The sequence below is a fragment of the Methylosinus sp. H3A genome, assembly GCF_015709455.1.
In the GTDB taxonomy this organism is placed as follows: Bacteria; Pseudomonadota; Alphaproteobacteria; order Rhizobiales; family Beijerinckiaceae; genus Methylosinus.
Genome location: NZ_JADNQW010000005.1, coordinates 779,095 through 801,438, shown reverse-complemented (window position 1 = coordinate 801,438; position 22,344 = coordinate 779,095). Strand labels below are relative to the sequence as shown.

Annotated in this window: 18 protein-coding genes; 3 read left to right on the top strand and 15 right to left on the bottom strand. The window is 66.2% G+C overall.

Going from position 1 to position 22,344, the window contains the following annotated elements:
• The first annotated feature begins 22 nt into the window (after window positions 1–22).
• Window positions 23–3,211 carry an efflux RND transporter permease subunit gene (locus tag IY145_RS06830; protein ID WP_196407512.1) on the top strand — a complete coding sequence of 1,063 codons (3,189 nt, stop codon included), beginning with the start codon at window positions 23–25 and terminating at the stop codon, window positions 3,209–3,211.
• The gene (locus IY145_RS06825; protein ID WP_196407511.1) at window positions 3,208–4,485 is read left to right on the top strand and encodes an efflux RND transporter periplasmic adaptor subunit; all 1,278 of its coding nucleotides are present in this window, start codon (window positions 3,208–3,210) and stop codon (window positions 4,483–4,485) included. The genes IY145_RS06830 and IY145_RS06825 overlap by 4 nt, the downstream gene beginning before the upstream one ends.
• Window positions 4,486–4,536: 51 nt before the next feature.
• Here the strand turns inward: IY145_RS06825 and IY145_RS06820 are convergent, their stop codons facing one another.
• The 6 genes from IY145_RS06820 to IY145_RS06795 form a co-directional block, all read right to left on the bottom strand.
• Window positions 4,537–4,785, bottom strand: coding sequence for an exodeoxyribonuclease VII small subunit (locus IY145_RS06820; protein WP_196407510.1), 249 nt, complete (start codon window positions 4,783–4,785; stop codon window positions 4,537–4,539).
• A 53-nt stretch (window positions 4,786–4,838) separates the two neighbouring features.
• Window positions 4,839–6,194 (bottom strand): cytochrome P450, encoded by a 1,356-nt coding sequence (locus IY145_RS06815; RefSeq protein WP_196407509.1) that lies wholly within the window; start codon window positions 6,192–6,194, stop codon window positions 4,839–4,841.
• A gap of 23 nt (window positions 6,195–6,217) precedes the next feature.
• Complete coding sequence (locus IY145_RS06810; RefSeq protein ID WP_196407508.1) at window positions 6,218–7,849, bottom strand: hypothetical protein; 1,632 nt, start codon at window positions 7,847–7,849, stop codon at window positions 6,218–6,220.
• Between the two features lie 9 nt (window positions 7,850–7,858).
• Window positions 7,859–8,842 carry a hypothetical protein gene (locus IY145_RS06805; protein ID WP_196407507.1) on the bottom strand — a complete coding sequence of 328 codons (984 nt, stop codon included), beginning with the start codon at window positions 8,840–8,842 and terminating at the stop codon, window positions 7,859–7,861.
• A 42-nt stretch (window positions 8,843–8,884) separates the two neighbouring features.
• Window positions 8,885–9,550, bottom strand: coding sequence for a hypothetical protein (locus tag IY145_RS06800; protein WP_196407506.1), 666 nt, complete (start codon window positions 9,548–9,550; stop codon window positions 8,885–8,887).
• 102 nt (window positions 9,551–9,652) lie between these two features.
• Window positions 9,653–11,056 carry a cation diffusion facilitator family transporter gene (locus tag IY145_RS06795; RefSeq protein ID WP_196407505.1) on the bottom strand — a complete coding sequence of 468 codons (1,404 nt, stop codon included), beginning with the start codon at window positions 11,054–11,056 and terminating at the stop codon, window positions 9,653–9,655.
• 187 nt (window positions 11,057–11,243) lie between these two features.
• Between IY145_RS06795 and IY145_RS06790 the strand changes: the two genes are divergently transcribed.
• On the top strand, window positions 11,244–11,753 hold the full coding sequence (locus IY145_RS06790) for a thiol-disulfide isomerase (RefSeq protein WP_246721828.1): 510 nt from the start codon (window positions 11,244–11,246) through the stop codon (window positions 11,751–11,753).
• A 28-nt stretch (window positions 11,754–11,781) separates the two neighbouring features.
• On the opposite strand, the gene IY145_RS06785 is transcribed toward IY145_RS06790, so the two are convergent.
• The 9 genes from IY145_RS06785 to IY145_RS06750 all read right to left on the bottom strand — a co-directional run bounded on the left by IY145_RS06785 (window position 11,782) and on the right by IY145_RS06750 (window position 22,336).
• Window positions 11,782–12,360 (bottom strand): cob(I)yrinic acid a,c-diamide adenosyltransferase, encoded by a 579-nt coding sequence (locus IY145_RS06785; RefSeq protein WP_196407504.1) that lies wholly within the window; start codon window positions 12,358–12,360, stop codon window positions 11,782–11,784.
• A 29-nt stretch (window positions 12,361–12,389) separates the two neighbouring features.
• Complete coding sequence (locus tag IY145_RS06780) at window positions 12,390–12,581, bottom strand: twin transmembrane helix small protein (RefSeq protein WP_196407503.1); 192 nt, start codon at window positions 12,579–12,581, stop codon at window positions 12,390–12,392.
• A 261-nt stretch (window positions 12,582–12,842) separates the two neighbouring features.
• Window positions 12,843–12,965 (bottom strand): hypothetical protein, encoded by a 123-nt coding sequence (locus tag IY145_RS26140; RefSeq protein ID WP_281433664.1) that lies wholly within the window; start codon window positions 12,963–12,965, stop codon window positions 12,843–12,845.
• A 76-nt stretch (window positions 12,966–13,041) separates the two neighbouring features.
• Window positions 13,042–13,290 (bottom strand): hypothetical protein, encoded by a 249-nt coding sequence (locus tag IY145_RS06775; protein WP_196407502.1) that lies wholly within the window; start codon window positions 13,288–13,290, stop codon window positions 13,042–13,044.
• A gap of 188 nt (window positions 13,291–13,478) precedes the next feature.
• Window positions 13,479–15,968, bottom strand: a complete 2,490-nt coding sequence (locus IY145_RS06770; RefSeq protein WP_196407501.1) for a TonB-dependent receptor — start codon at window positions 15,966–15,968, stop codon at window positions 13,479–13,481.
• A gap of 278 nt (window positions 15,969–16,246) precedes the next feature.
• Window positions 16,247–18,718, bottom strand: coding sequence for a TIGR02302 family protein (locus tag IY145_RS06765; protein ID WP_196407500.1), 2,472 nt, complete (start codon window positions 18,716–18,718; stop codon window positions 16,247–16,249).
• 113 nt (window positions 18,719–18,831) lie between these two features.
• Window positions 18,832–19,968, bottom strand: coding sequence for a hypothetical protein (locus IY145_RS06760; RefSeq protein ID WP_196407499.1), 1,137 nt, complete (start codon window positions 19,966–19,968; stop codon window positions 18,832–18,834).
• A complete protein-coding gene (gene ccoS, locus IY145_RS06755) occupies window positions 19,965–20,123 on the bottom strand; it encodes a cbb3-type cytochrome oxidase assembly protein CcoS (protein WP_196407498.1) in 159 nt (52 codons plus the stop codon). The genes IY145_RS06760 and ccoS overlap by 4 nt, the downstream gene beginning before the upstream one ends.
• Window positions 20,120–22,336 carry a heavy metal translocating P-type ATPase gene (locus tag IY145_RS06750; protein WP_196407497.1) on the bottom strand — a complete coding sequence of 739 codons (2,217 nt, stop codon included), beginning with the start codon at window positions 22,334–22,336 and terminating at the stop codon, window positions 20,120–20,122. The genes ccoS and IY145_RS06750 overlap by 4 nt, the downstream gene beginning before the upstream one ends.
• Window positions 22,337–22,344: the final 8 nt, after the last annotated feature.

Below are 22,344 nucleotides of genomic sequence, written 5' to 3'. Positions count from 1 at the left end.
GCAGTGAGAGTGGAAGACGGCCATGGAACTCGTCAAATATGCGCTCAAATTTCGGCTGACGTTCTACGTCCTGGCCATTCTGATGACGTTCCTCGGCGGGGCGGCGATCGTCTCGACGCCCAAGGACGTGTTTCCGAACGTCGATATTCCGGTCGTGACGGTCATCTGGTCCTATACGGGTCTCTCCACCGCCGAGATGGAGAGCCGCGTCACCACCTATGCCGAGCTCTCGACGAGCAATAACGTCAACGGCATTCGCAATCTCGAGAGCCAGACGCTGCAAGGCGTCACGGTGATGAAAATCTATTTCCAGCCCGATGTGAACATAGAGCTCGCCATCGCGCAGGTCGTTTCGGCGATGAACTCCATCCGCGCGCTTATGCCGCCCGGCATCAATCCGCCGACAGTCGTGCGCTATTCGGCCTCGCAAGTGCCGGTCATTCAGCTCGCTCTGTCGAGCAAGACGCTGAACGAGCAGCAGCTCTACGACATGGGCCTCTATCGCGTGCGCCAGCAGCTGACCACGACGCCCGGCGTGACGCTGCCGACGCCCTGGGGCGGCAAGCAGCGCCAGATCATGGTCGATCTCGACACGGCGACGCTGCAGGCGCGCGGCCTCACGCCGCTCGACGTCGTCAACGCCGTCACCGCCGGCAATCTGGTCGTCCCTTCGGGCCTCGCGAAATTCGGCGATCTGCAATATGTCATGCGTCTCAATTCGACGCCCGACGCGCTGGCGACGCTCAATAATATTCCGATCCGCGTCGCGGACGGCGCGCCGCTCTTGATCCGCGACGTGGCGCAAGTGCGCGACGGCAGCCCGCCGCAGCAGAATATCGTGCGCGTCGACGGCTCGCGCGCGGTGCTGCTGACCATATTGAAGAACGGCAACGCCTCGACGCTCAATGTCGTCGAGAATGTGAAGGCCGGCATCGCCAAGCTCCGTGAGGCGATCCCCAAGGACACGAATATCGCCGAATTGTTCGATCAGTCGGTCTTCGTCTCCAACGCCATATCCGACGTGCTGCACGAGGGCGTCATCGCCGCCGGCCTCACGGCGCTGATGATCCTCCTGTTCCTCGGCTCCTGGCGCTCGACTCTGATCGTCATCATCTCCATTCCGCTGTCGATCTTGACCTCGCTGGCCATGCTCAGCGCGCTCGGTCATACGATCAACATCATGACGCTCGGCGGCATGGCGCTCGCGGTCGGCATATTGGTGGACGATGCGACGGTGGCGATCGAGAACACCTATCGCCTGTTCGAGGAGGGCAAGGAGTTCCGCTATGCGGTGGCAGAGGGCGCCGCCGGCATCGCCAAGCCGGCGCTGATCTCGACGCTCGCGATCTGCGCCGCCTTCGTCTCAGTGCTCTTCCTGACCGATGCGGCGCGCTATCTCTTCGTGCCGCAGGCGCTCGCCGTCGTCTTCGCCATGCTGGTCTCTTACTTCCTGTCGCGAACGCTGGTTCCCATATTGATGGACCAGCTGCTCATCCATGAGCATCACGCGGAACGCGAGCGCGAGAACGACGCGCGAGGCTTTGGCTTTGCAGCGATATTGACGCGCGTCCAGCTCGGCTTCGAGCATGGCTTCGAGAAAATGCGCGGCCAATATGCGCTGCTGCTGACCGCAGTGCTGCGGCGCAAGGGCCGCACGCTCGCCTTCGTCGCCGGCGTCTTGGCCTTCGGCGCCTTTCTATTCGCGTCGGTCGGCGAGGATTATTATCCGCAGATCGACGCCGGCCAGATGACGCTGCATGTGCGCGGCCGCTCCGGCCTTCGCATCGAAGAGGCAGAGCGCCTCTTCCAAAAGGTCGAGGATGTCATCCGCGAGGTGATCCCGCCGCATGATCTGGCTCTGCTCATCGACAATATCGGCTTGCCGCAGATCACCTATAATTACGCCTTCTCCGATGGCACGACGGTCGGCTACAATGACGGACAGATCATGGTCTCGCTCGCCCATGGGCATGCGCCGACGGCGAGCTATATGCGGCGGCTGCGCGAAATTCTGCCGCAGCGCTTCCCCGATTCGATCTTCTATTTCCAGCCGGCCGACATCGTCACGCAGATCCTGAACTTCGGCCTTCCCGCGCCGATCGCGCTGCGCATCGTGGGCCGTGACGCGCCCGGCAATAAGCTCGTCGTGCGCAAGCTGCTCGATCGCGTCAAAGAGGTGCGTGGCGTCGTCGACGCGCATATTCATCAGATCCTCGACGCGCCGGAGTTCTTCGTCGACATAGATCGCTGGAAGGGTCAGCAGCTCGGCGTCAGCGTCCAGCAGGTCGCCAATAATGTGAACATATCGCTGAGCTCGTCCTTCCAGGTGACGCCTAATTTCTGGTCGGACCCGGTCACGGGCATTCCCTATCAGGTGGCGGTGCAGACGCCGGAATATCGCATCGCCTCGCTCAACGCCTTCGCCAACACGCCTGTCTCCGATCTGACCGGCGCATCCTCGGCGCAGGTCGATCTCTTGACCAATGTCGCGCAATGGAAGCGCGGCGTGGAGCAGACCGTCGCCACCCATTCCAACACGCAGCCGACCTATGACGTCTACGCCAATGTTCAGGATCGCGATCTCGGCAGCGTCGAGCGGGATTTGCGCAAGGCGATCGCGGAGATCGAGCCGGAGTTGAAGCCCGGCAACTACATCGTCATCCGCGGCCAGATCGAGAGCAAGAATCAGGCGTTCGCGCGCATCGGCCTCGGCCTCGTCGCATCCATGATCTTCGTCTATCTGCTGATGGTGGTGAACTTCCAGAGCTGGGGCGATCCTTTCGTCGTCATTCTCGCTCTGCCGATCGCCTTTTGCGGCATCGTCTTCGCGCTATTCGTGACCGGAACGACCTTCTCCATTCCTTCGTTGATGGGCGCCATAATGTCGGTCGGCGTCGCCTCGGCCAATTCCATTCTGCTCGTCACCTTCGCGCGCGAGCATCGCGAGGCGACCGGCGTCTCGGCGGAAGAGGCGGCGATCGAGGCCGGGCTGACGCGCATTCGTCCCGTCATCATGACCGCGGCGGCGATGTTCGTCGGCCTTCTGCCCATGTCGCTCGCGCTCGGCGACGGCGCCGAGCAGAACGCCGCGCTGGCGCGCGCCGTGATGGGCGGCATCGCCTTCGGTACATGTTCGACTCTGCTCTTCGTGCCCTTTCTCTATTCGATCCTGCGGCGCGCAGACGTGAAGCCTCTGAGGGATTATCTATGACCGAGATGTCGCAGCCGCAGGGACGCGGATTCGCTTCGACCGGCGTCGGCGTGCGCGAGGCGCCGCCGCCGCGTTTGAGAAAGCTGCCTTTCCTGATTCTGCTCGCTCTGCTCGCCATCGTGCTGCTCATCGGCATGCGCCGCCATGCGGCGCGCGAGCATGACGCGCAGGTCTTCCAGCAGGAGCAGGCCAACGCGCTGCTCAATTTGCGCGCGGCCAAGGTCACCAAGATCGCCGGCCCCGTGCATATAGAGCTGCCCGGCCAGACGCTCGCATGGGAGCAGGCGCGTCTCTTCGCGCGCGCGACGGGCTATATCGCCGAGCGTCGCGTCGATATCGGCAGCAAGGTGAAGCAGGGCGATCTGCTCGTTCGCATCTCCGCGCCCGATCTCGACCAGCAATATGCGCAGGCGCAGGCGCAGCTTCTGCTCTACAAGGCGCAGCTGCTGCAATCCAAGGCGCAGGTGGAGCAGACCAAGGCCAATCTGAACCTCGCCAAGCTCACCTACGGCCGCAGCTCGCAGCTCGTCAAAAACAATTATGAGAGCAAGCAGAACAACGACATCAACGCCGCCAATGTCGAGACGCAGACGGCCAATCTTCAATCCGCGCAGGCGGGAGTCGAGGTCGCGCAGGCCAATATCGCCGCAGCGCAGGCCAATGTCGATCGGCTGAAGCAACTCGTCGAATTCAAGCAGGTGTCGGCGCCGTTCAAGGGCGTGGTGACGGCGCGCAATATAGAGGTCGGCGATCTCGTCAGCGCCGACGCCAATAGCGGCACGCCGCTCTTCTCCATGGCGCGCGACGATATTCTGCGTGTGCAGGTCTCGGTGCCGCAGTCGGAGGCGGCGGGCCTCGTCGATGGGCTCGAGTCCAAAGTGCTGGCGCCGGAAATGCCGGGCAAGGTTTTCAAGGGACGCATCGCGCGCAACGCCAACTCGCTCGCCTCGGCCTCGCGCACTCTGCTCACCGAGGTGGACGTGCCCAATCCCACCGGCGAGCTGCGGCCGGGCATGTTCGTGCGCGTGGTGCTGGAAATTCCGCGCCCGCGGCCGCTGGTCAATGTTCCGGCGCAGGCGCTGCTCTTCGGGGCGGACGGGCCGCGCGTCGTGGTGATCGACAAGGACGATGTCGTGCGCGTCGCCAAGATCGTCATCGCCCGCGACTTCGGCGCCAATGTCGATGTGGAGCAGGGCCTCACGGGCGACGAGACGGTCGCCATCGACCCGCCCGTCGACATTCGCGACGGCCGCAAAGTGTCGATCCGCAAGTGAGGCGTTCTGAAGCGAGGCGCTGAGCTCGCGCGCGGAGACGTTGAATAGCTCTCACTCGACGTCGAGCGGCGCTGTTCCTTTGGGCGCGCCATCGGCCCCGAGCGTGATCTTCTCTATGCGGGCCTCGGCCTCGCGCAGCAGCGTGTCGCAGCGCTTTTTCAGCGCTTCGCCGCGCTCATAGAGCTTCACCGAATCGTCGAGCGAGACGCTCGCTTTCTCGAGCTTGCCTACGATCTCCTCGAGCTCCTGGATCGCCTTTTCGAAGGGCAGCGCGTCTATATCGGAATTGGCGTCGGACAATTGGTTTCCCTTCGGCTCGAGGCTGCGCCGCCGGGAGAGCTGCGGCGGGCGCTTCAGTCGCTTTCTACCACGAAATGCTGCGGGAAGGGGGTGCCGCCGCCGTCGATCTGGCCTGCGGCGCCGGCCGCGCGGCGCAGGTTGGGCCGCGCCAGCACGGGGCGCAGAATGGCCGGGATCACGGCGCGGTTGATATAGGCGCCGAAGCAGGTGTGCAGGCCATAGCCCCACAAAATATACTCGCCCCAGGGACGATCGACGCGGAACTCGTTGGGCTTCTCGATGCGCAGCGGATCGAACATGGCCGACAGATTGGCGGCGAGCACCATGGCGCCCTCCGGAATCTTGCGGGCGCGGAATGTGTTGGCGGCGATCACCGTCGAGCGGTTGGCGCGGCGATAGATGACCGGATTGACCGGATTGAAGCGCAGCGCCTCGAAGAGATAGGCGCCGAGCAGCGCTTCGTCCCCGGCCTGCGCCGCCGCCTGCGCGCCGGCCAGCGCCTCGGGCCGGTCGAGCAATTGGTCGAGCGCCTGCACTGAGGCTTTGGAAATGGTCGGGATCGCGCCGATGACGAGGCCGATGAGATTGTTGCGTATCGCGAGATCGTCGAATTCCGGCGCGCCCTTCTGCAGTTCCAGCGCGCGGCCGAGCACATCATCCTTCTTCTCGCCGCTCGCCTTGCGCGCCACGATCGCCGCGTCTATGGCGGCGCGTAGATTTGCGGCCGCCATCAGCGCCCTGGTCTCGATCGCCGGATCGCCCTTGAGATCGACGAACAGCCACCAGAACAAATTCGTCGCCCATTGGATGGCGTCCGTCTCGGCCTGCGCCGACACGCCGAAATAATCGGCGACGATGGCGGAAGGGACGCGCAGCGTCAGCTCCTGCGGCACGTCGATGCGCGTCGGAAAGGCCGCGGCGTAGGCCTCGGCGCGGGCGCGGGCGAGCGGCGTCACCAGGGCCTCGACGTCGTCGCGGCGCATGGCCAGCTTCATCAGCGAGGTGTCGTGCTGATATTGCGCCGTATTCTGCATGCCGAGGAAGAAATTGGCGCCGCCGGTGATGGCGCGCATCTTCGGCTCGTAGACGACGGCGAAATCCTCCTCGCGGTCGAGCACCTCGATCACATCGCTGGCGCGCGTGACGATCGCCGTGGCGTTGTTCTCGTAGCTGGTGATCAGTTGCTTGCCGATGACGAAATTCGGCAGCACGGCGCGCAGCACCGCGAAAGCCTTGATCTGCGAGCTCGGCAGAGTGAGCGCGCCGAGCGCTCTCTCCTTCAGCGTTCCCTTGCCGGTGAGCAGCGCGCGCAACGTCACTCCCAGCAGGGAGAAGAAGGCGACGACGGCGTCCGCGAGCGTCAGCGCGTAGGCGCGTAGAGCGGCGAAGATATTCTTCAACAATGTCATCGTCTTCTATCCTGCTCGCAGCTTCAGGTCGGATCGACCGTGCCCATGCCGATCATGCGCAGAGCGGTGAGGCTCGGCACGAAGAAATATTCGCCGCCGCGCGTCTCCACGAATTGCGGCAGACCCTCGGCGATGTAAGGCGGCTTGCCGGACGCCGGGTCGGACGGCACCACGAATTTCGCCTTCGGCCCGTTGCGCTCGCGCGCATAATCGTCCGGCGTGGCGGCGCCTTGCGAGTGATTGCCCACGATGGGGCAGGTGTCGTTGCCCGCGCGCGCGTCGACGCCGTAGTGGATCCATTGCTGCTGAACGAATTCGAACTGGCGCGCCAGGCTCGAGCATACGACCAGCATCACAATGCCATGGTCGTCGGCGTCCGTCGTGTCGGGGCCGGAGGAGCCATAGGGCAAGCCGCGACGCAGGATGCGGCGGCGATTGTTGAGCACCGAGCCCGCCGCCTGCTTGGGCTGGCCGGCCGCGACCCATGGGTCGAGCGCGTCGCGCGTATTGACGCGGCGCGTATGCGAGGTCATCGGGCAGGCGCCGCCGTCGGGATCGTCGCCATAGGTGAAGTCGACGAGCGCCCGCTCGCGTTCGGCCGAGCCTTCCGGATATTGCTCGTTGAACGCCTGCCAGGCGGCGAAATCCTTCGCCTTGACGAGCGGCACGCCATCCGACCAGCGGCCGGCCATTTTGGCGACCAGAGTCTCGCGCGCCACATTCACATCGGCTATGCCGCGGACGGCGGCGAATTTCGCGGCCTGATCGTCGATGAATTTACGCCAGGAGGCGACATTCTCGTGCAATTTGCGATAGGCCAGGAATGTGCCGTTGCGGCTGAAGGCGAGCGGCATGGCGGAGCCCGGAATCTCCTGCGCTTCGTCCGGATAGCCGAGCAGGAATTCGCCCGCCGCCAGCGCGCGCCAATTGCCTTTGCCGTCGACGGCGCCCTGGCCGATGGCCGCGGCCTGCTCCTTGGCGGCGGGATATTGCCCCTCGAACACCGGATCGCTGATGCCGTCGGAGAAGCCGAAATGCTCCTTGGGCGTCGGCCGACCCTGGGCGTCGAACAAAGCGGTCAGATCCTGATAGAGCGGCTGGTCCGCATGGCCCGGCGGATTATGGCCGCCGCGCACCTCGATCCGATATTGCTTGCCGAGCGAGACGATCGAGTCCGTCGCCGCGTCCAGATCCGCGGCGCTGGCCGTGTAGCGCTGATTGAGGACGACGAGGATATGGACCGCATCCTCCGGCGCCGCCTGCTGCCAGACCTCGTCCCATTTCGAGCGCCAGTCCGCGCCGGAAAAATCGTCGCCGAGCATACGCGCGCGCTTGGCCATGCCGTCGATGAATTCATCCGGCAGGCCGCGCAGCGTGCGCGTCGGCACGCCGAGCGTCAGCAGGCCGTAGAAGGTGAAGGCGATATTGACCGTAATCGCCGGCGGCTGCGCGGCGTCGCCGGAGCCGCTGGTCGCCAGCGCCGAAGTGACGCGCGGAAGCAGCTGCGTCACGAAGTGGCGGCCATTGGCGGCGCGACTCTTTTCTGTGTCGCCGCCGATGTTCAGCAGAATGGTGCGGCCCTTGAAATAGCCCTGCTTGGGATAGGCTTCGAGAATATTGCCCTGAATATCCGCGAGGTCGAGAACGACTGACATTTTCCGCCCCTAGATTCCGATGGCGCCGGCCTTTTGCGTCGGCTCTGCGACGTCGTCCGGCTTGTTGGCGTCGATGAAAGACTTGAAAGAGTCGTAGAGGCGCTGCGCCGAAGCGTCGTCATCGCCCGCCGCGTCGAATTGCCCGTCGATCGCGAAGCGTGTGAATTCGCGGCGCAGATACAGCGCCTTCAGAACCTCCGGCAGAGTGGAGTTCGGCGCCGCGGGGAAAGGCTTCTTGCCGAAGTCGAGGACGTAGGAATAGATCGAGAGGCCCGCCGCCGCGACGCCTGCGGTAAGCGCGAGCAGCGCGCCGAGGAAGCCCTGCAGGAAGTGCGGAAGCAGCCAGAAATAGACGAGCCCCGCGGCGACGACGAGAATCCCCAAAGCCACGAGGCCCAGCTTCTGCAGCGACACGCTAGGCAGCTGGTCCGCCGGCACGCCGTCGAGCCAATAATCGTGGAACGGCATCGTCGTCTCGATCTGACAATCGGCGATATATTTCGCGAAGCTCGCGGCGTCGGTGACGCGCGCCTCGAAGCCGAGGCAATATTTGAAGACCTCCTTCAACTCGGCTTCCGAGCGCGTCCAGAGATCGCGAAGATAGGAGTCGCGCTCGGAGTCGGCGCCGCTCGCCGCGTCGAAATCCGAGGAGAAGAACAGGAAGGGACAGGAGAGATGATCTTGCGGCTGCGCGATCACCGGATTGAGCATGTCCTTGTATTTCTGGTCGATGGATAGAGCCGGGCCGGCCGCCACGAGCAGCGTGTTGGGTTGCTCGCGCCCATTGTAGGCGACGTCGTCGATGACGACGAAACGGGCGAAATGATTGCGCGTGCTGCGCGCGAAGGGGCTGCGCTCGCCGCGCGGCAATAGCGAGAGCCGCTTGCGCAGCGCATGCACGGGCGAGGTCGGAACGCCGCCGTCGACGATCGGCGCGGCGCCGATCGGAATGAGCGTCGTGAGGAAATAGGCTCCGCTGTCGAAGGTCGGCATGACGTCCTCTTTAATCGAGAATTCTGTCGTCGAACGTATGTGTCAGCGGGGCGCAGTCGCGAGTTCGCCGGCGAAATGCAGATAGTCGTCGCGGTTGATCTCGGCGTTTTCGGTGTCATTGCTGGCGACCGGCGCATAGCCTTCGTAGCCGAGGTCGTTCTGCACGGCGACGAGCTGGCGCACATAGAGCTCGCGAAACTGCTGCGGCGTCAGGGAGGCGTGGCTCTGCGCCAGCGCGAGCAGCGCGCGACGCACGCGCAGCGCCGCCTTCACATCGGGCTGGGCCGCGCCGGGAACGGAATTGTAATAATAATTCGTGTCGATCTGATTGGCGCGAATGTAATTTTTGAACGGGGTGATCGGCACCGAATGCGGATATTTCGTGCTCGTGAACCAGAGCAGGTCGAGGCCGTTGGGCAGGCCGTCGGCGAAGGCGTCGATATATTGATCCCAGGTTCCGTTGAAATTGCTGCAGAACAGCAGATAATCATTGGAGAGAGTCTGCTTGCCCTGGCCGAGATCGGGCCATTGGTCACGCTTGACGATGGCCCAGCGCGCGAAATGGATGAAGGAGAGGCCGAGCAGTCCTCCGAGGGAGGACGGAATCGACCGGGAAATCATGAAGCTGAAACGATTGAACCATGTCCGCCAGGGTTTCATCGGCGTAATGACGTTCATTCCATAGGTTTTGCCCGTGACGTTCGACATGATCGCGGCCTCGAAAATACATTCGACTATTCCCGGCTACGGATAGCGGTATTCGGTTCAAAAGACAATATGCCGGACGCGGCGCGAAGGCCCCGGAAGCGCTCACGAATGGTCGTTTATTTCCGCATGTCCCGCAATTCGCAGGATGTTCGGAAATTCGCCGCGCATCGCGCGCTCCACCTCGTCGACGGCCGCGTGAGTGAGGTCGACGGAGAGCTCCGGATCGACGCAGCAATGATAATTGACGACGAGTCCGTCCGCCGTCTCTCGCGCGCGCACATCGTGGATGTCGGTTATTTTTCCGCCTCGAGCGGCGTGACGCGCCAGCGCGTCCGCGATCGCGCGACGGGTTTGCGGCTCGGCGTCCTGGCCGGTCAACAGCTGCGGCTCGGAGGGCTCGATATGAGTCTCGATCTCGATCGCTTCGCCGAACTCCTCGCGGATCGCCTGTTCGAGATCGGAGGCGATCGTATGGGCGCGTCCATGCGACATCGCGCCGTCGAGCTCGAGATCGAGCGTGATGGACAGGCGCTCGCCCACCAATTGCGCGATGATGTGATGGACTTGTATGCGTCGACGCGCGGCGACGAGCAGAATGCGCTCGAGCACGGTCTCGTCGTCGAGCGCGATCGGATGGGTGGCGAGCGCGATCTGCGCGCCGGGGATCGCGCGCGTGATGGCGGCGTTGGCGTCTTCCTTGATGCGGGCGGCGCGCTCCAGCGGCAGCGTCCGCGCGACGCCGATGACGGCCTCGCCCATCACCTTCGGCCCGGCGGTGCGCAGGCGCAGGCTCTCCACCGCTATGACGCCGGGCGTGGCGCGCAATATCTCCTCGATCTGCGGCACCAGCTCCTGCGGCGCGGCGTCGAGCAGCGTCGCCACAGTGCGGCGGCCGAGCCTGTAGCCCGCGACGGCGATGAAGACGGCGACGCCGATGGCCGCCAGCGCGTCGCCCTGCGCGAAGCCGGCGCGGGTGGCGGCGAGGCCGAGAATCACCAGCGCCGAGGAGACGAGGTCGCTGGAGAAATGCAGCGCGTCGGCGGCGAGCGCGTCGCTCTGCGTCTCCTCGGCGACGGCGCCGAGGCGCCGCGCGCGCACGAAATCGACGACGATGGAGAGCAGGAGCACGGCGAAGACGGGCCAGCCGGCGTCGATCTCGACCTCCGTCTGCCCGAGCCGTTGCGCGGCTTGGCCGGCGACGACGAGCGCGAGGCCGAAGAGGAATCCGGTCTCGATCAGCGCGGCGAGCGATTCGACCTTGCCATGGCCATAATGATGCTTCTCGTCGGCCGGCTTCTCGGCCTGACGCACGGCGAAATAGGTGAGCACGGTGGCGGCGACGTCGGCCGCCGAATGGCCGGCCTCCGAGATCAGCGCCAGCGAGCCGGAGGCGAGGCCCGCGGCGAGCTTGGCGAGCGTCAGCACGGCGCTCGCGGCGATAGAGGCCTTGGCGGCCGCGGCTTTGCGGGCCGCCGCGCCAGTGGAGAGGTCGGCTGTTTCGGACATGGGCCGGTCGGTTGGTCGGCGTCCCCGCGCGCCGCTGGCCGCTGGCATAACAATACATTGCGACAGGAGCAATCGGCTCGGCCGATCTTCGGCTTCCGTCGGCGCGCGCGCAATGGCCTCTCGATGCTCGCCTCCGCCTCCGATTTCCGCTATGTGGTGGAAAAGAGCGGCAGAACCAGGAGAGGTCATGCGCGCGAGGATGAGACAAGCGCTGTTCGCCGCCGGCCTCGCCGCCTGCGCCGTGGCGCAATTCGCCGGCGGGTCGGCCATAGCGGCGCAGGAGATCGCGCCCTTTTCGCGCGGCTCTTTCGACAGCATCCGCAAGGCGCATGCGGGCCGCCCGCTCGTCGTGCATTTCTGGTCGGTGACCTGCGCGATCTGCGTCTCCGAGCTGGCCGATTGGGCCAAGCTCGCCCGCGAGACGCCGGGCGTCGATTTCGTCTTCGTCAACGCCGACCCCGAGAACGACCGCCGTCGCGCCGAGGCCCGCATGGAGAAGGCGGGCCTGAGGCAGGCGGCCAATTTCGCCTTCGCCGATCGTTTCGTAGAGCGGCTCTATTTCGAGGTCGACCGCCATTGGGAGGGCGAATTGCCCTTCACGGCTCTGGTGGCGGCCAGTGGCGGGACGCAGACGGTGATCGGCGCGCTGGACGAGACGCAGATCAAGAGCTGGATCGGCGGCAAAGGCGCGCGCTGAGCGATCCGATAGGGGCTCGCGGGCCGAATCAGCGCGTCGCGCCCGGCGTCCACAGCACGTCGCCGGCTTTGCTGTTGGCGTAGCGCGCGGCGACGAAGAGGAAATCCGAGAGGCGGTTGACATAGCGCAGCGCCGTGGCGCCGACGGCCTCGTCCGGCGCGTTGGCGAGCGCCACCATTATGCGCTCGGCGCGCCGGCTCACCGTGCGGGCGAGATGGAGATGCGCGGCGGCCGCCGTTCCGCCCGGCAGCACGAAGGATTTGAGCGGCGCGAGCGAGGCGTTGAGCTCGTCGATCTCACGCTCCAGCCGATCGACCTGCGACTGCACGATGGCGAGGCTGTTCTCCGGCGGCGGCTCGCCGGGCTTGCCCGGCGTCGCCAGCTCCGCGCCGAGGTCGAAGAGGTCGTTCTGTATGCGCGCCAGCATGGTGTCGAGCGCGGCGTCGGAGGCCGTGGCGAGACGCGCGAGGCCGATCGTCGCATTGGTCTCGTCCACGGCGCCATAGGCCTCGACGCGCAAATCATCCTTGCGCCGACGCTCCCCGCCGACGAGGGAGGTGGCGCCGGCGTCGCCGCCGCGCGTGTAGATTTTGTCGAGACGGACCATCGGCGGCTCTTCCAGTGGCGGCAGTTCTTCTAGTGACGTGAGGCGAGGATCGCCAGGATCAGCAGCAGAGCGCAAAATTGCAAGCCCACGCGCCAGCGCATGAGCTTTTGCGAGAGATTGCCATCGCCGCCGCGCAGCACATTGCCGAGACCGAGCATGACGATAATGGCGACCGAGGCGACAGCGACCATGACGGCGATGTTGGACCAGCTGGACATCATGGGGCCGCTCCTCCCGGAGGCGCTCGCTCTATTGCGGTTTCATGACTAATGGAGCGTGGGGCGTTGGGCAAGCGGGGAGGGGAACTGGTCGCGTCGCGGTGGATTTTCGACCGAAGGGGGCATTCCCATACGCGAACGGACCGACGGACCGACCTCGGACCAAAGCGGCGCTCGACTTTCGGGCGTGCCTTTTGTACGTGCAACCCATTGAAGTTAAAAGAGTCGTGCCGACTTACGAAAGTCTCGACAGACCCGCAACGGCTACGCCACGCTCGCCTGACCACGCTGCTCGACGCCAAGCTCGCCGAAGTGCGCGACTTTCTCGCCGTCGCCCTCCCCGGCGAGCACATTGGCGGATAATGTGAGCTTGCCACCCACTCCCATTGTCAACTCGTCCGAGTAGAAATCGCGACTGTTTGCGAGCACGAGATCCGATGATGCGAGCAGCTGCGCCGAGCGATCAGTGATGATGCCCGCCTCCGCCGCCTCCGTGGCCCGCCGCTTCGACCTCGTCGTCGTTCTGCAATTGCCCGACCCGCTTCAGAAACGCCGCGTGCTGCTCAGGTGTATGATGGGCGTGAATGCCGCCGAGTTTCTTATAGTCGGTGTTGTCGGCGGCGGCTGCCGCCGGCTTGGGAGTGTTGGTCGAATTACACGCCGCGAGCGCGAGCGCGCCGCCCAGCACGACGATCAGATATAACGGTTTCACTCGCTTCTTCTCCCAATCGATTTCGTGATCCTAGAAGGGAAATCCGCACGTCCGGTTCGATGAGCGGGGAGGGGAAACGGAGCGTGACGATCCGCGCGACCGCGCCCTTCCTTGACTCCCCTCTGTCTCGTGTGTCGCCTCACCAAGAGGTCGCGCCATACTGTCCCCCGCTCGCGGCGAAAGCGCGCTCAGTCGAGCACCACGCTCAACGTGCCGCCATAGGTGACCGGCGGCATGCCGAGGGTGACAGAGGTGGGCGTGCTTCCGCTGCCGGGCGACCAAGACATGAAAGGCACCACATTGAAGAGGTTCTTACCCCAGAATGTCAGCCTGTAGCGGTTGTCGCTGGTCTTCAAGCCGGCGCCGACGCTGAGGTCGACATAGGGCCGGTTCCAATATTGCACTACCGACCACGGATTTGTCAGCTGAACCTTATCCGTGTAGGCGACGTTGAAATAGCCGAACGCGCTGATCGGTTGCTCGGCCCACGGCCCCAATCCCGAGCCGCTGAACACCGCTCCGAGAGGCTGCTCGTAATTGGCTCCGGCCCTGAACGCCCATCTCGGAAGATTCGTCCAGCGCGTGTTGGACAGCGACATATACTGCGGCGCTTTGACGAAGCCGGCGGGCGCATTCGCAGGCGTCGACCAAGCCCAGTCGCTCGGCGCGGGCGCTTGCGTATATTTGACCCAGCGCGCGTCCGACAGCGAGCCAGAAAAAGTGATCCATAGTTTCTCGATGGGGCTCCATCGTCCATCGAATTCGACGCCGCGCATTCTCGCCTGCTCGGCGTTGCCGACATTGCTGACGGAGATCGGCGCGCCATTGGTGTCGTAGCTCGTCTTGCTTTGAACGACCTGAAAATTATACAGGTCGGTCCAATAGGCGGTCAGGTTGAGAAACAGGCGCTCATCCAGCCAGTTCGTCTTCACGCCCAGCTCATAATCCCACGACACCTCGGGTTTATTGCCGAGAAGCGGAGCATGATCCACGAGGTAGTAGACTCCGTCGCGTTTCACATAGATTGGACCTGTGCCCGTTATGTTGACCGCCGAGGCTTTCTCTCCGCGGCCGACGAGACCGAACAGAGTGATATTGTCGTTGTATTTGTATTCCGGGTTGACGAGCGCGGTGAGCATGTTGCGGTATTTCGCCTGATGGCCGGTGTCGGACCACCCCCAGCCGCCGGAAGCGATGATCGCCTGCTCCTGCTGGAAAGCCGAATATTGGGCGCCGTAATACAGCGACGGCCGGTGACTCGCGGACCCGCCCCTCCGCTCCCAGGAATCCCTTATGCCGAAGGTGATCGCCGCCTGCTCGTCTATATGATAGGTGGCGTTGGCGTATCCGGCTGCCTGGTGCGAGGTCGCTTTGACGTGCCACCAGTCCGTGACGCCGGGGAGAGCCGCCGGGAGGCTGTACCATTTGGTCGCGTCGGCGCCGAATTGGACATGATGCATCTGGCTCAGCACGTCTTCCGCGAAACCGTAGAGCCCGACTTGCCACTCGAATGGCTGCCCCTTCGGCGAGGAGAAGCGCAACTCCTGCGAGCCCTGGCCGGCATATGTATCCATGGAGCCACTGCGAATGGCGGCCAATTGGTTGCCATCGGAAAAGCCTCGCTCGAGGCCTCGCTCGAAACCATAGGCCGATATCGACGTCAGCAGATAGTCGCCTATGCCTACGTTCAGCTCGTTCGAGACGGTGTAATTGCGTTGGGGATCGGTGCCTTCGCGCGCCATGTACGGCTTGTATGGATCGAAGGTGAGAACGGGCCGACCGAGCCTGCTCGCGAAGTTCTGAGCGTAGCTGGTCGCCGGAACCGTGCCATTCGCATAGATGAGGCTCGAATTGCCGATCGGAATGGCGCTGCGAAAATAGTTCCGGTACTCGTTCGAGCTAGCGTAGCTGAAGATGAGGCGGTCGCTTATCTCGTCCCCGACGAAGAGTAATTGGCCGCGCACGCCCCAACGATCGAAGTTACCGTAGCCCGCGCCGGTGATTTGGTCGTGAATGAACCCGTTGTCCCGGTCGAAGTAGGCGGTCACGCGATAGGCGAGCGCGTCCTCGATGATCGGGCCGGTGACGTTCACCTTTTCGGTCGTGCGTCCATAACTTCCATAGGATGTCTCGAGTGTCGCCTTGCGCGCGAAGGATGGAACCTGCGAGTGGACGACGACACTGCCCATCGTCGTGTTCTTGCCGCCCGCCGTGCCCTGGGGGCCATAGGCGACTTCGAACGAAGATATGCCGGTGAAGTTCATCCACTGGAAGCCCGGCGCTTGCCAGAACACATTGTCGAGCACGAATCCGGTCGCGGAATGCGCGCCGACCCCGGTGTTCGAGCCGGCGCCGACGCCGCGGATCGACGCGAAGGACCATTGCGCGGTGCTGGTGTTCGGCCTGTAATTGGAGATCTTCAAGGCGAAGTCGTCGAGGGTCTGGAGCTGCTGCTCCTCGATCGTGTCCGACGTGATGACCTTGATGGCGCGCGGCGCTTTCTGCGCCTGCGCTTCGCGGCGCGCACCGGCTTCGTCGCCCCGCACGATCACGTCCTCGATCTGCGCGTCCTGCGCGAACGCCGGAGCGTTCGGGAACGGTCCGACCAACAACGCGCCGCCGAGCAGCGAATAGGGAGCCAATGACGCACAAGAGAACAACCAACGCCTGAATTTCATCGACCCGACGCCCATTTCCGATAAGTGTATCTAGACGATCGGAAATAGCGATTAACGTACGTAGTAACAAGCCGAAACGTGGCGCTAACCGGCGGGTGCGTGGCGTAAGCGAATAAAAATCGAACACTGTGACTTATCTGCAACGGCGCCAGCCCGGTCGGCTGCCGGCGGGTCGTGGAAATTCAAAAACCGAGGCAGGACGGGGCGATCCTCATCTCCCTATCGCGAGACACGGGCCGCATGCCATCCGAGAGCCGACGGTGCGAGGCGCAAACCCGTCATCGCCGCAGCAGCCGCTCGAAATAATCCAGCTCCTCGGCCGGGCGCTCGGGCTGGCCGAGGCGGCGGCGCAGCTCCTCTTGCACGCGGCGGGCGCGCACGGCGGGAGGCAGGCCGAGTGGATCGTAGCGGGCGCCGGCCTCCTGGCCGCGCTGGCGTCCCGTCGGGCGGCCGAGCGGGTCGGCGCCCTCGCCGGGGCGCATTCCGGCGCGGCGGCCGGCGCGGCCGGATTGGCCCTCGCCCTCTTCGCCTTCGCCCTGCATGCGCGAGGCGAGCTGGTCCGCGCCGCGTCGCAGCGCTTGTAGCGCGCGGCCCTGCGCGTCCACCGCGCGGCCTGTTCCCTCGCCGCCGGGGCCGAGCGCCTTCTCCGCTTCCTTCATCGCCTTGTCGGCGTCGGCGAGATCGGGCGAGGCCTCGCCGGAGCGGCGCAGCCGGTCCTGCTCGCGCTCCAGCCGGTCGCGCAGCGATTTCTGCCGCGCGCGCGTTTCGTCGGAGGCGGAGGACTGGCCCTTGCCGCCGCGCCGCGGCTCGCCGCCGGATTGCTGGCCGCCGGATTGTTGGCCGCGATTGGTCTCGTCGCGCAATTGCTGCTCCTCGCGCGTCAGTTTGTCGATCTCCTCCAGCGCGCGCGACATTTCCCGCGCGCGGGGGTCGGCGCGGCCGGCCTGCGCCGGGCGCAGATTCTCGAGCACGTCCTGCAGATCGTCGAGCAGCCTTTGCGCCTCCGCGAAATCGCCGGCGCGCTCGGCCTTCTCGATCTCGCTCAGCATGGATTGCAGATCGTCTTCCGTCAGCACGCGCTGGTCGCCGCGCTCCGGCGCGGAGCGCTCGGCGTTCTTGCCGTTCTTCTGGCCGAGGCCGTTCAGGAAATTCTCCAGCGCGGCGCGCATGTCCTGCGTCAGCTTCGCGATTTCTTCCTCGCTGGCGCCGCGCGCCAAGGCCTCGCGCAGATCCTTTTGCGCCGCGCGCAGATCGCGCTCGGCCTGCGAGACGTCGCCCTCCTCGAGCGAGAGCGCCATGGCCCAGATCAGATCGGCGACCTCGCGCAGATCGGCGTCGTCGCGCGCCGTCTCCAGCCGCCCCTTCGCCGCGCTGAGGCCCAGAAAGACGGAGGAGGGCGTCTCGAACAACGCCGAGCCCAGCGACAGCGCGCCGACCGCCGTCAGCACGCGGGCGTGATGATCGGGATCGAGCGCCAGATTGCGGCGCTGCTCGGCGAGCGCGCGCGCCAGCGGCTTGGCGAAGCGGCGCTCCGGCAGAGTGACGTCCAGCGGCGCGGAGTGACCGTCATTGCCGCCCTCGTCATGGGCGACGAGGGTCAGCGCGACGCGCGCGCCGGCCCAGGGGTGATCGGAGAAGTCCAGCGTCGCCTTGGTCTCGCCGAGGCCGCCGCGCGTCGGCGGCGCGGGCAGAGCGAGCCGCGGCGGCGGATAGAGCGAGCGGCTCGGATGGGCGGCGGCGGGCAGAGCCGCGACCGCCTCCGCCGAGACGACGCCGTAATCATCGTCGGTGCGGAAGCCGAGCGTCATGGTGCCCCGGGCGTTGTTGCGCGGCGGCTGGGTGATTTCGATCGTCGGCGCCCGGTCGGGGATCGCCTGAATGCGGAACTCGCCGGCGCCGCGCAGCGCGATCGCGGCGTCGCCGGTGAGCTTGAAGCGCTCCTCGGTCTCGCCGCTCGCCTGTCGCTGCTTGCCGCCCTCGATCGGCGCGAGTCCGCCGCTCGCCGCCGCGGCGCCGCGCGCGCCAAAACTGTGCACGACCAGCGTGGCGTTCACCGGAACCGAAACCTGCGCCCAGGGCCCCTCGGCGCGCTGCGGCAGCACGATGGGCGGTCGCCCGGTATAGGCCGGCGGATCGAACCAGGCGTCGACCCTGGCGCCCGAGGCGGCGCCGGCGCCGCTCTCCCAATCGAAGGCGGAGAGCAGCCGGGCCGTGCGATCCGGTCCGGCGACGAAGGCGGCGGCGACGGCGGCGACCAGCGCGGCGGCGCGCAAGGCGAAGGGATCGCGCCGCGGCAGGCCCGGGTCCGGCGGCGCGACCTCTATCGTCGCCAGCTTTCGCTCGAGCCGGCTGCGATGCAGCGCCCAGAGCGCGCTCGTCGCGGAATCGGGGGCGTCCCCGGAGAGCGTGTCCTCAAGCGAGGCGGCCGGGCGATGCGCGCCCGCGGAAGCGTCGAGCCGGGCCAGAGCCTCGCGCCGCCGCGGCGTCCCGGCGACGAGGCCGCGTCCGACGATCCACAGCGCGGCCACGGCGAAGGCGCCGACGCCGAGCGCGCGGCCTGTCGCGCCGATCTCCAGCCAGAGGCCAGAGAAGGAGACCGCGAGGAAGAAGAGAAGGAGAGTGGCGAGCCCGGCGGCGATGCGCGACAGACGTTCGACGGCGAGCGCCGTCAAAGAACGCCGCACCAGCCGCTCCAGCGTCGGCGAGGCGTCGGTCCGGCCGTCGCTGTTTCTCTTGCGCCAGAATGTCATTTTCGATTCCTCGCGGGGCATTTAGCGCGCGAGCGCTCGGGCGCGCAGCCTCGCCCGAAGGGAGAGTCTACGCCGTTTCCGGCAGATTGCGAAAATCTTGCGGCGAAATCAGGTCAGAAGGCCAATGCGCCGGCCGCCGCCGCGCCCAGCAGGCAGAGGTCGTGCAGCGCCAGCGCGGGGCGGGAGACCGGGCCTCTCTCATGCAGCAGACGCAGCGCGCCTATGTTGGCGAGCGACCAGGACGCGCCGATCGCCGCCATGCCCGCCGCCAGCAGCGCGGGCGAGGCCGACAGGCGGAGCAGGGCGAAAGCCGCCGCGAGCAGGACGAGCCCGGCGCAAAGGCTCGGCAATGGCGGGAAGCAAGCGGGCCAGCGCGCCGCCAGCGCGGCCGGGCCATACATGGCGAGGAGATGCCAGGCCATCGCCCCGCCGACGAAGCTCTGCGCGGCTCCGCACAGGGAGAGCGACAGCGGACCCCGCAACATGGCCGCCGCCATGATCGCCCAAGCCGCGGCGCAGGCGATCGTCAGCAGAGCGAAACGCGAGCCGAGGGCGGAAGGGCGAGCGGATGACAGAGCGCTTTTCTCTGCTTCATCGCATCGCCCGGCGTCTTCGTTAACCTCCGCGAAACCATGCGGCAGACGCACCGCCAGAGCGAGGGCCGCGACCTGGAGCAGCGCCGCGCAGAGCAATGTCGCCGCTCCGCCTCCCGCGAGCTCGGACAGAAAGACGACGAGCGGCGCGCCCAACGCCGCCAGCGCGCCGCCAGCCAGCACGCCCACGCCGCCGCCCGAGCCGAAGGCTGCGACATGGCGATAGAAGAGGCCGAAGCCCTGCGCCAGGCCGAGCCACAGCGCGGCGAGGCAGAGCGCCGGAAAATGTCCGCGCGTCATGGCGAATGCGCCGAGCGCGCCGCCCGCGACCCCGAGGCTGGCGCCGAGCGCGAAGGCGCCGCTGCGGCCGAAGCCGTCGACGAGCAGCGCCGCCGGAAAAGACGCCAGCGCCGCGCCGACGAGCAGCAGCGCCAGCGGCCAGCCGATGCGGTCGGCGCTGGGCGCGATGAGCCGCGCGGCCTCCGGCAGTTGTGAAAGCGCCAGCGCTTGCGCCAGCACGGCGAGGCCGAAACCGAGCGCGAGCCGTCGTGTCATGGCCGCATCCGCAACGCCGTCGCCTATTGGCCCGCTCTTGCGCGGGCAGAGGCACAGCGTCTCGCTCGGACGCGCGATCGGCGGATCGAATTCGAGACTCATGTCTGCGTGTCCTCGAGGTCGTCGTCCGAGAGCGCGCGTGCGGCGGCGCCTTCGAGATCCTCATATTGACCCGCATTCAGCGACCAGACGAAGGCCATGAGGCCGAGCGCGCCGAGCAGTAGCGCCAGCGGAACGAGAAACAGCAGGACAGTCATGCGGCGGCCTCTCTCTGCTGCGCGGGCTGCATCGACGGCTCCCGCTTCGTCTCGCCGCCGGCGCGCAGCGCGTTGAGCGTGACGACGAGCGAGGAGCTCGACATTGCGACGGCGGCGATGAGCGGCGTCAGCATTCCCGCCATGGCCAATGGCGCGGCGATGGCGTTGTAGAGAAGCGAGAGCGCGAGATTCTGGCGCATCAGCGTATGCGCCTGTCGCGCGGCGTCGATCGTCGTAACGATGGGCGCGAGGCCGTCGCCGAGAAAGACCGCATCGGCCGCCGCTTGCGCGATCTCCGTGGCGTCGATCGGCGACAGCGACACATGAGCGGCGGCGAGCGCCGGCGCGTCGTTGATTCCATCGCCGATCATGAGGATTTTGCGCCCCTGCGCGCGCAGCGCCTCGAGACGCCCCACCTTGTCCGCCGGCTTCATAGCGCCGCGCCACTCCGCGATGTGAAGCGCGCGCGCCGTAGCCTCCACCGGCGCCACGCGATCGCCGGACAAAAGGATGACGCGCAAGCCGCGGGCCGCGAGCGCTTCGATCGTTTCGCGCGCATCCGCGCGCAATGTCTGCCGCACGACGAGCGCCGCCGTGCGCTCGCCATGGCGGAAGGCGATGATGGAGGCCTCCTCGCGCGCAGCGGCGGCGCAGTCGCGCTCGAGCCCACAAAAGCGCGGATCGCCGAGACGCGCCTCGACTCCGTCGACGATCGCGACGACGCCCGCGCCTTGTTCCTCGCGCGCGCCATCGAGCGTCGCGGCGCGCGGATATTCGCGCGCCACCGCGCGTGCGAGCGGATGACGGCTCGAATGGGCGAGACGCGCGGCGAGCTCGAGCAAGGAAGGCTCGATCTCCCGTGCATTGGCGACGCGCGGCTCCGGCGTCGTCAGCGTGCCGGTCTTGTCGAAAACCACTGTGTCGATCTCGGCGAGGCGCTCCAGCGCATCCGCCGAATTGAGCAGCACGCCGGCGCGAAACAGTGCGCCGCTCGCCGCCACTTGAACAGCGGGAACGGCCAGCGCCAGCGCGCAGGGGCAGGTGACGACGAGCACGGCGATCGCCGTCACCAGCGCATCATGCAGCGAGGCGCCGGCCGCGAGCCAGGCGAGCGCCGTGGCCAAAGCGGCGATATGCACCAGCGGCGCATAGAGTCGCGAGACGCGATCGGCGAGACGCATATAGCGCGAGCGCGCAGCCGTCGCTTTGTCCAAGAGGCGCTCGATCTCATCGATGAGCGAGCCGCCGGCCGCGGCTTCGACTCTCATCGTCAGCGCGCCGTCGAAATTCATGGCGCCGGCATAGACGCTATCGCCCGCCGTCACGGCGCGGCGCTGCGTTTCGCCGGTGACGACGCTCTCGTCGAGACTCGCTTGGCCGCAGACGACGACGCCATCCGCCGGGATGCGCTCGCCCGGCCGCGCCAGCACGCGATCGCCCGGCGCGAGCGCGGCGAGCGGAACAAAGGATTTCGCGCCATCCGTGTCGAGGCGGCAGGCGACGGGCGCGCGCAGCGCCGCGAGATTGGCGGCGACCGCGCGCGTCTTGCGGCGCATGGCGTGATCGAGATAACGCGCGAGCAGCAGAAAGGCGAGCAGCATCGTCGCCGAGTCGAAATAGGCGTGCGGCGCGTGGGTAAGCGTCTCATAGACCGACATTGCGAGCGACAGCAGCACGCCGAGCGAGATCGGCACATCTATATTCAGGCGGCGCGCGCGCAGCGCCGCGAAGGCGCTGGTGAAGAAGGGCTGGCCGGCGAAAGCGGCCGCCGGCAGAGCGATGAGCGCGGAGACGCCGTGAAAGAAATCGCGCGTCACCGTGTCCATGTCGCCGCCGAGCCAGACAGCCTCGGAGAGCAGCATCACATTGACGCTGGCGAAACCGGCGACGGCGAGACAGCGCAGAAGCCGCCGCGACGTCTCGCGCTCCTCGCGCTCACCGCTCTCGCGCTCGAAGGGCCGCGCGCGATAGCCCATGCGCCGTAGGCGTTCCGTCACGAGACCGAAATCGAAGGTCGGCGCCGTCCATTCGAGCGAGAGGCGCCGGTCGGCGTAATTCACCCGCGCCGCGGCGAGGTGTGGAACGCGCTTCAGCGCCGCCTCTATCTCGAAGATGCAAGCGGCGCAGGTCATGCCGTCCAGCGCCAATTCGAGGCGGCGCGCGCCATCTGGACCCTGCGTCGCGAGCGCGGAAAAATCGACGTCCATCGTCATTGCGAAAA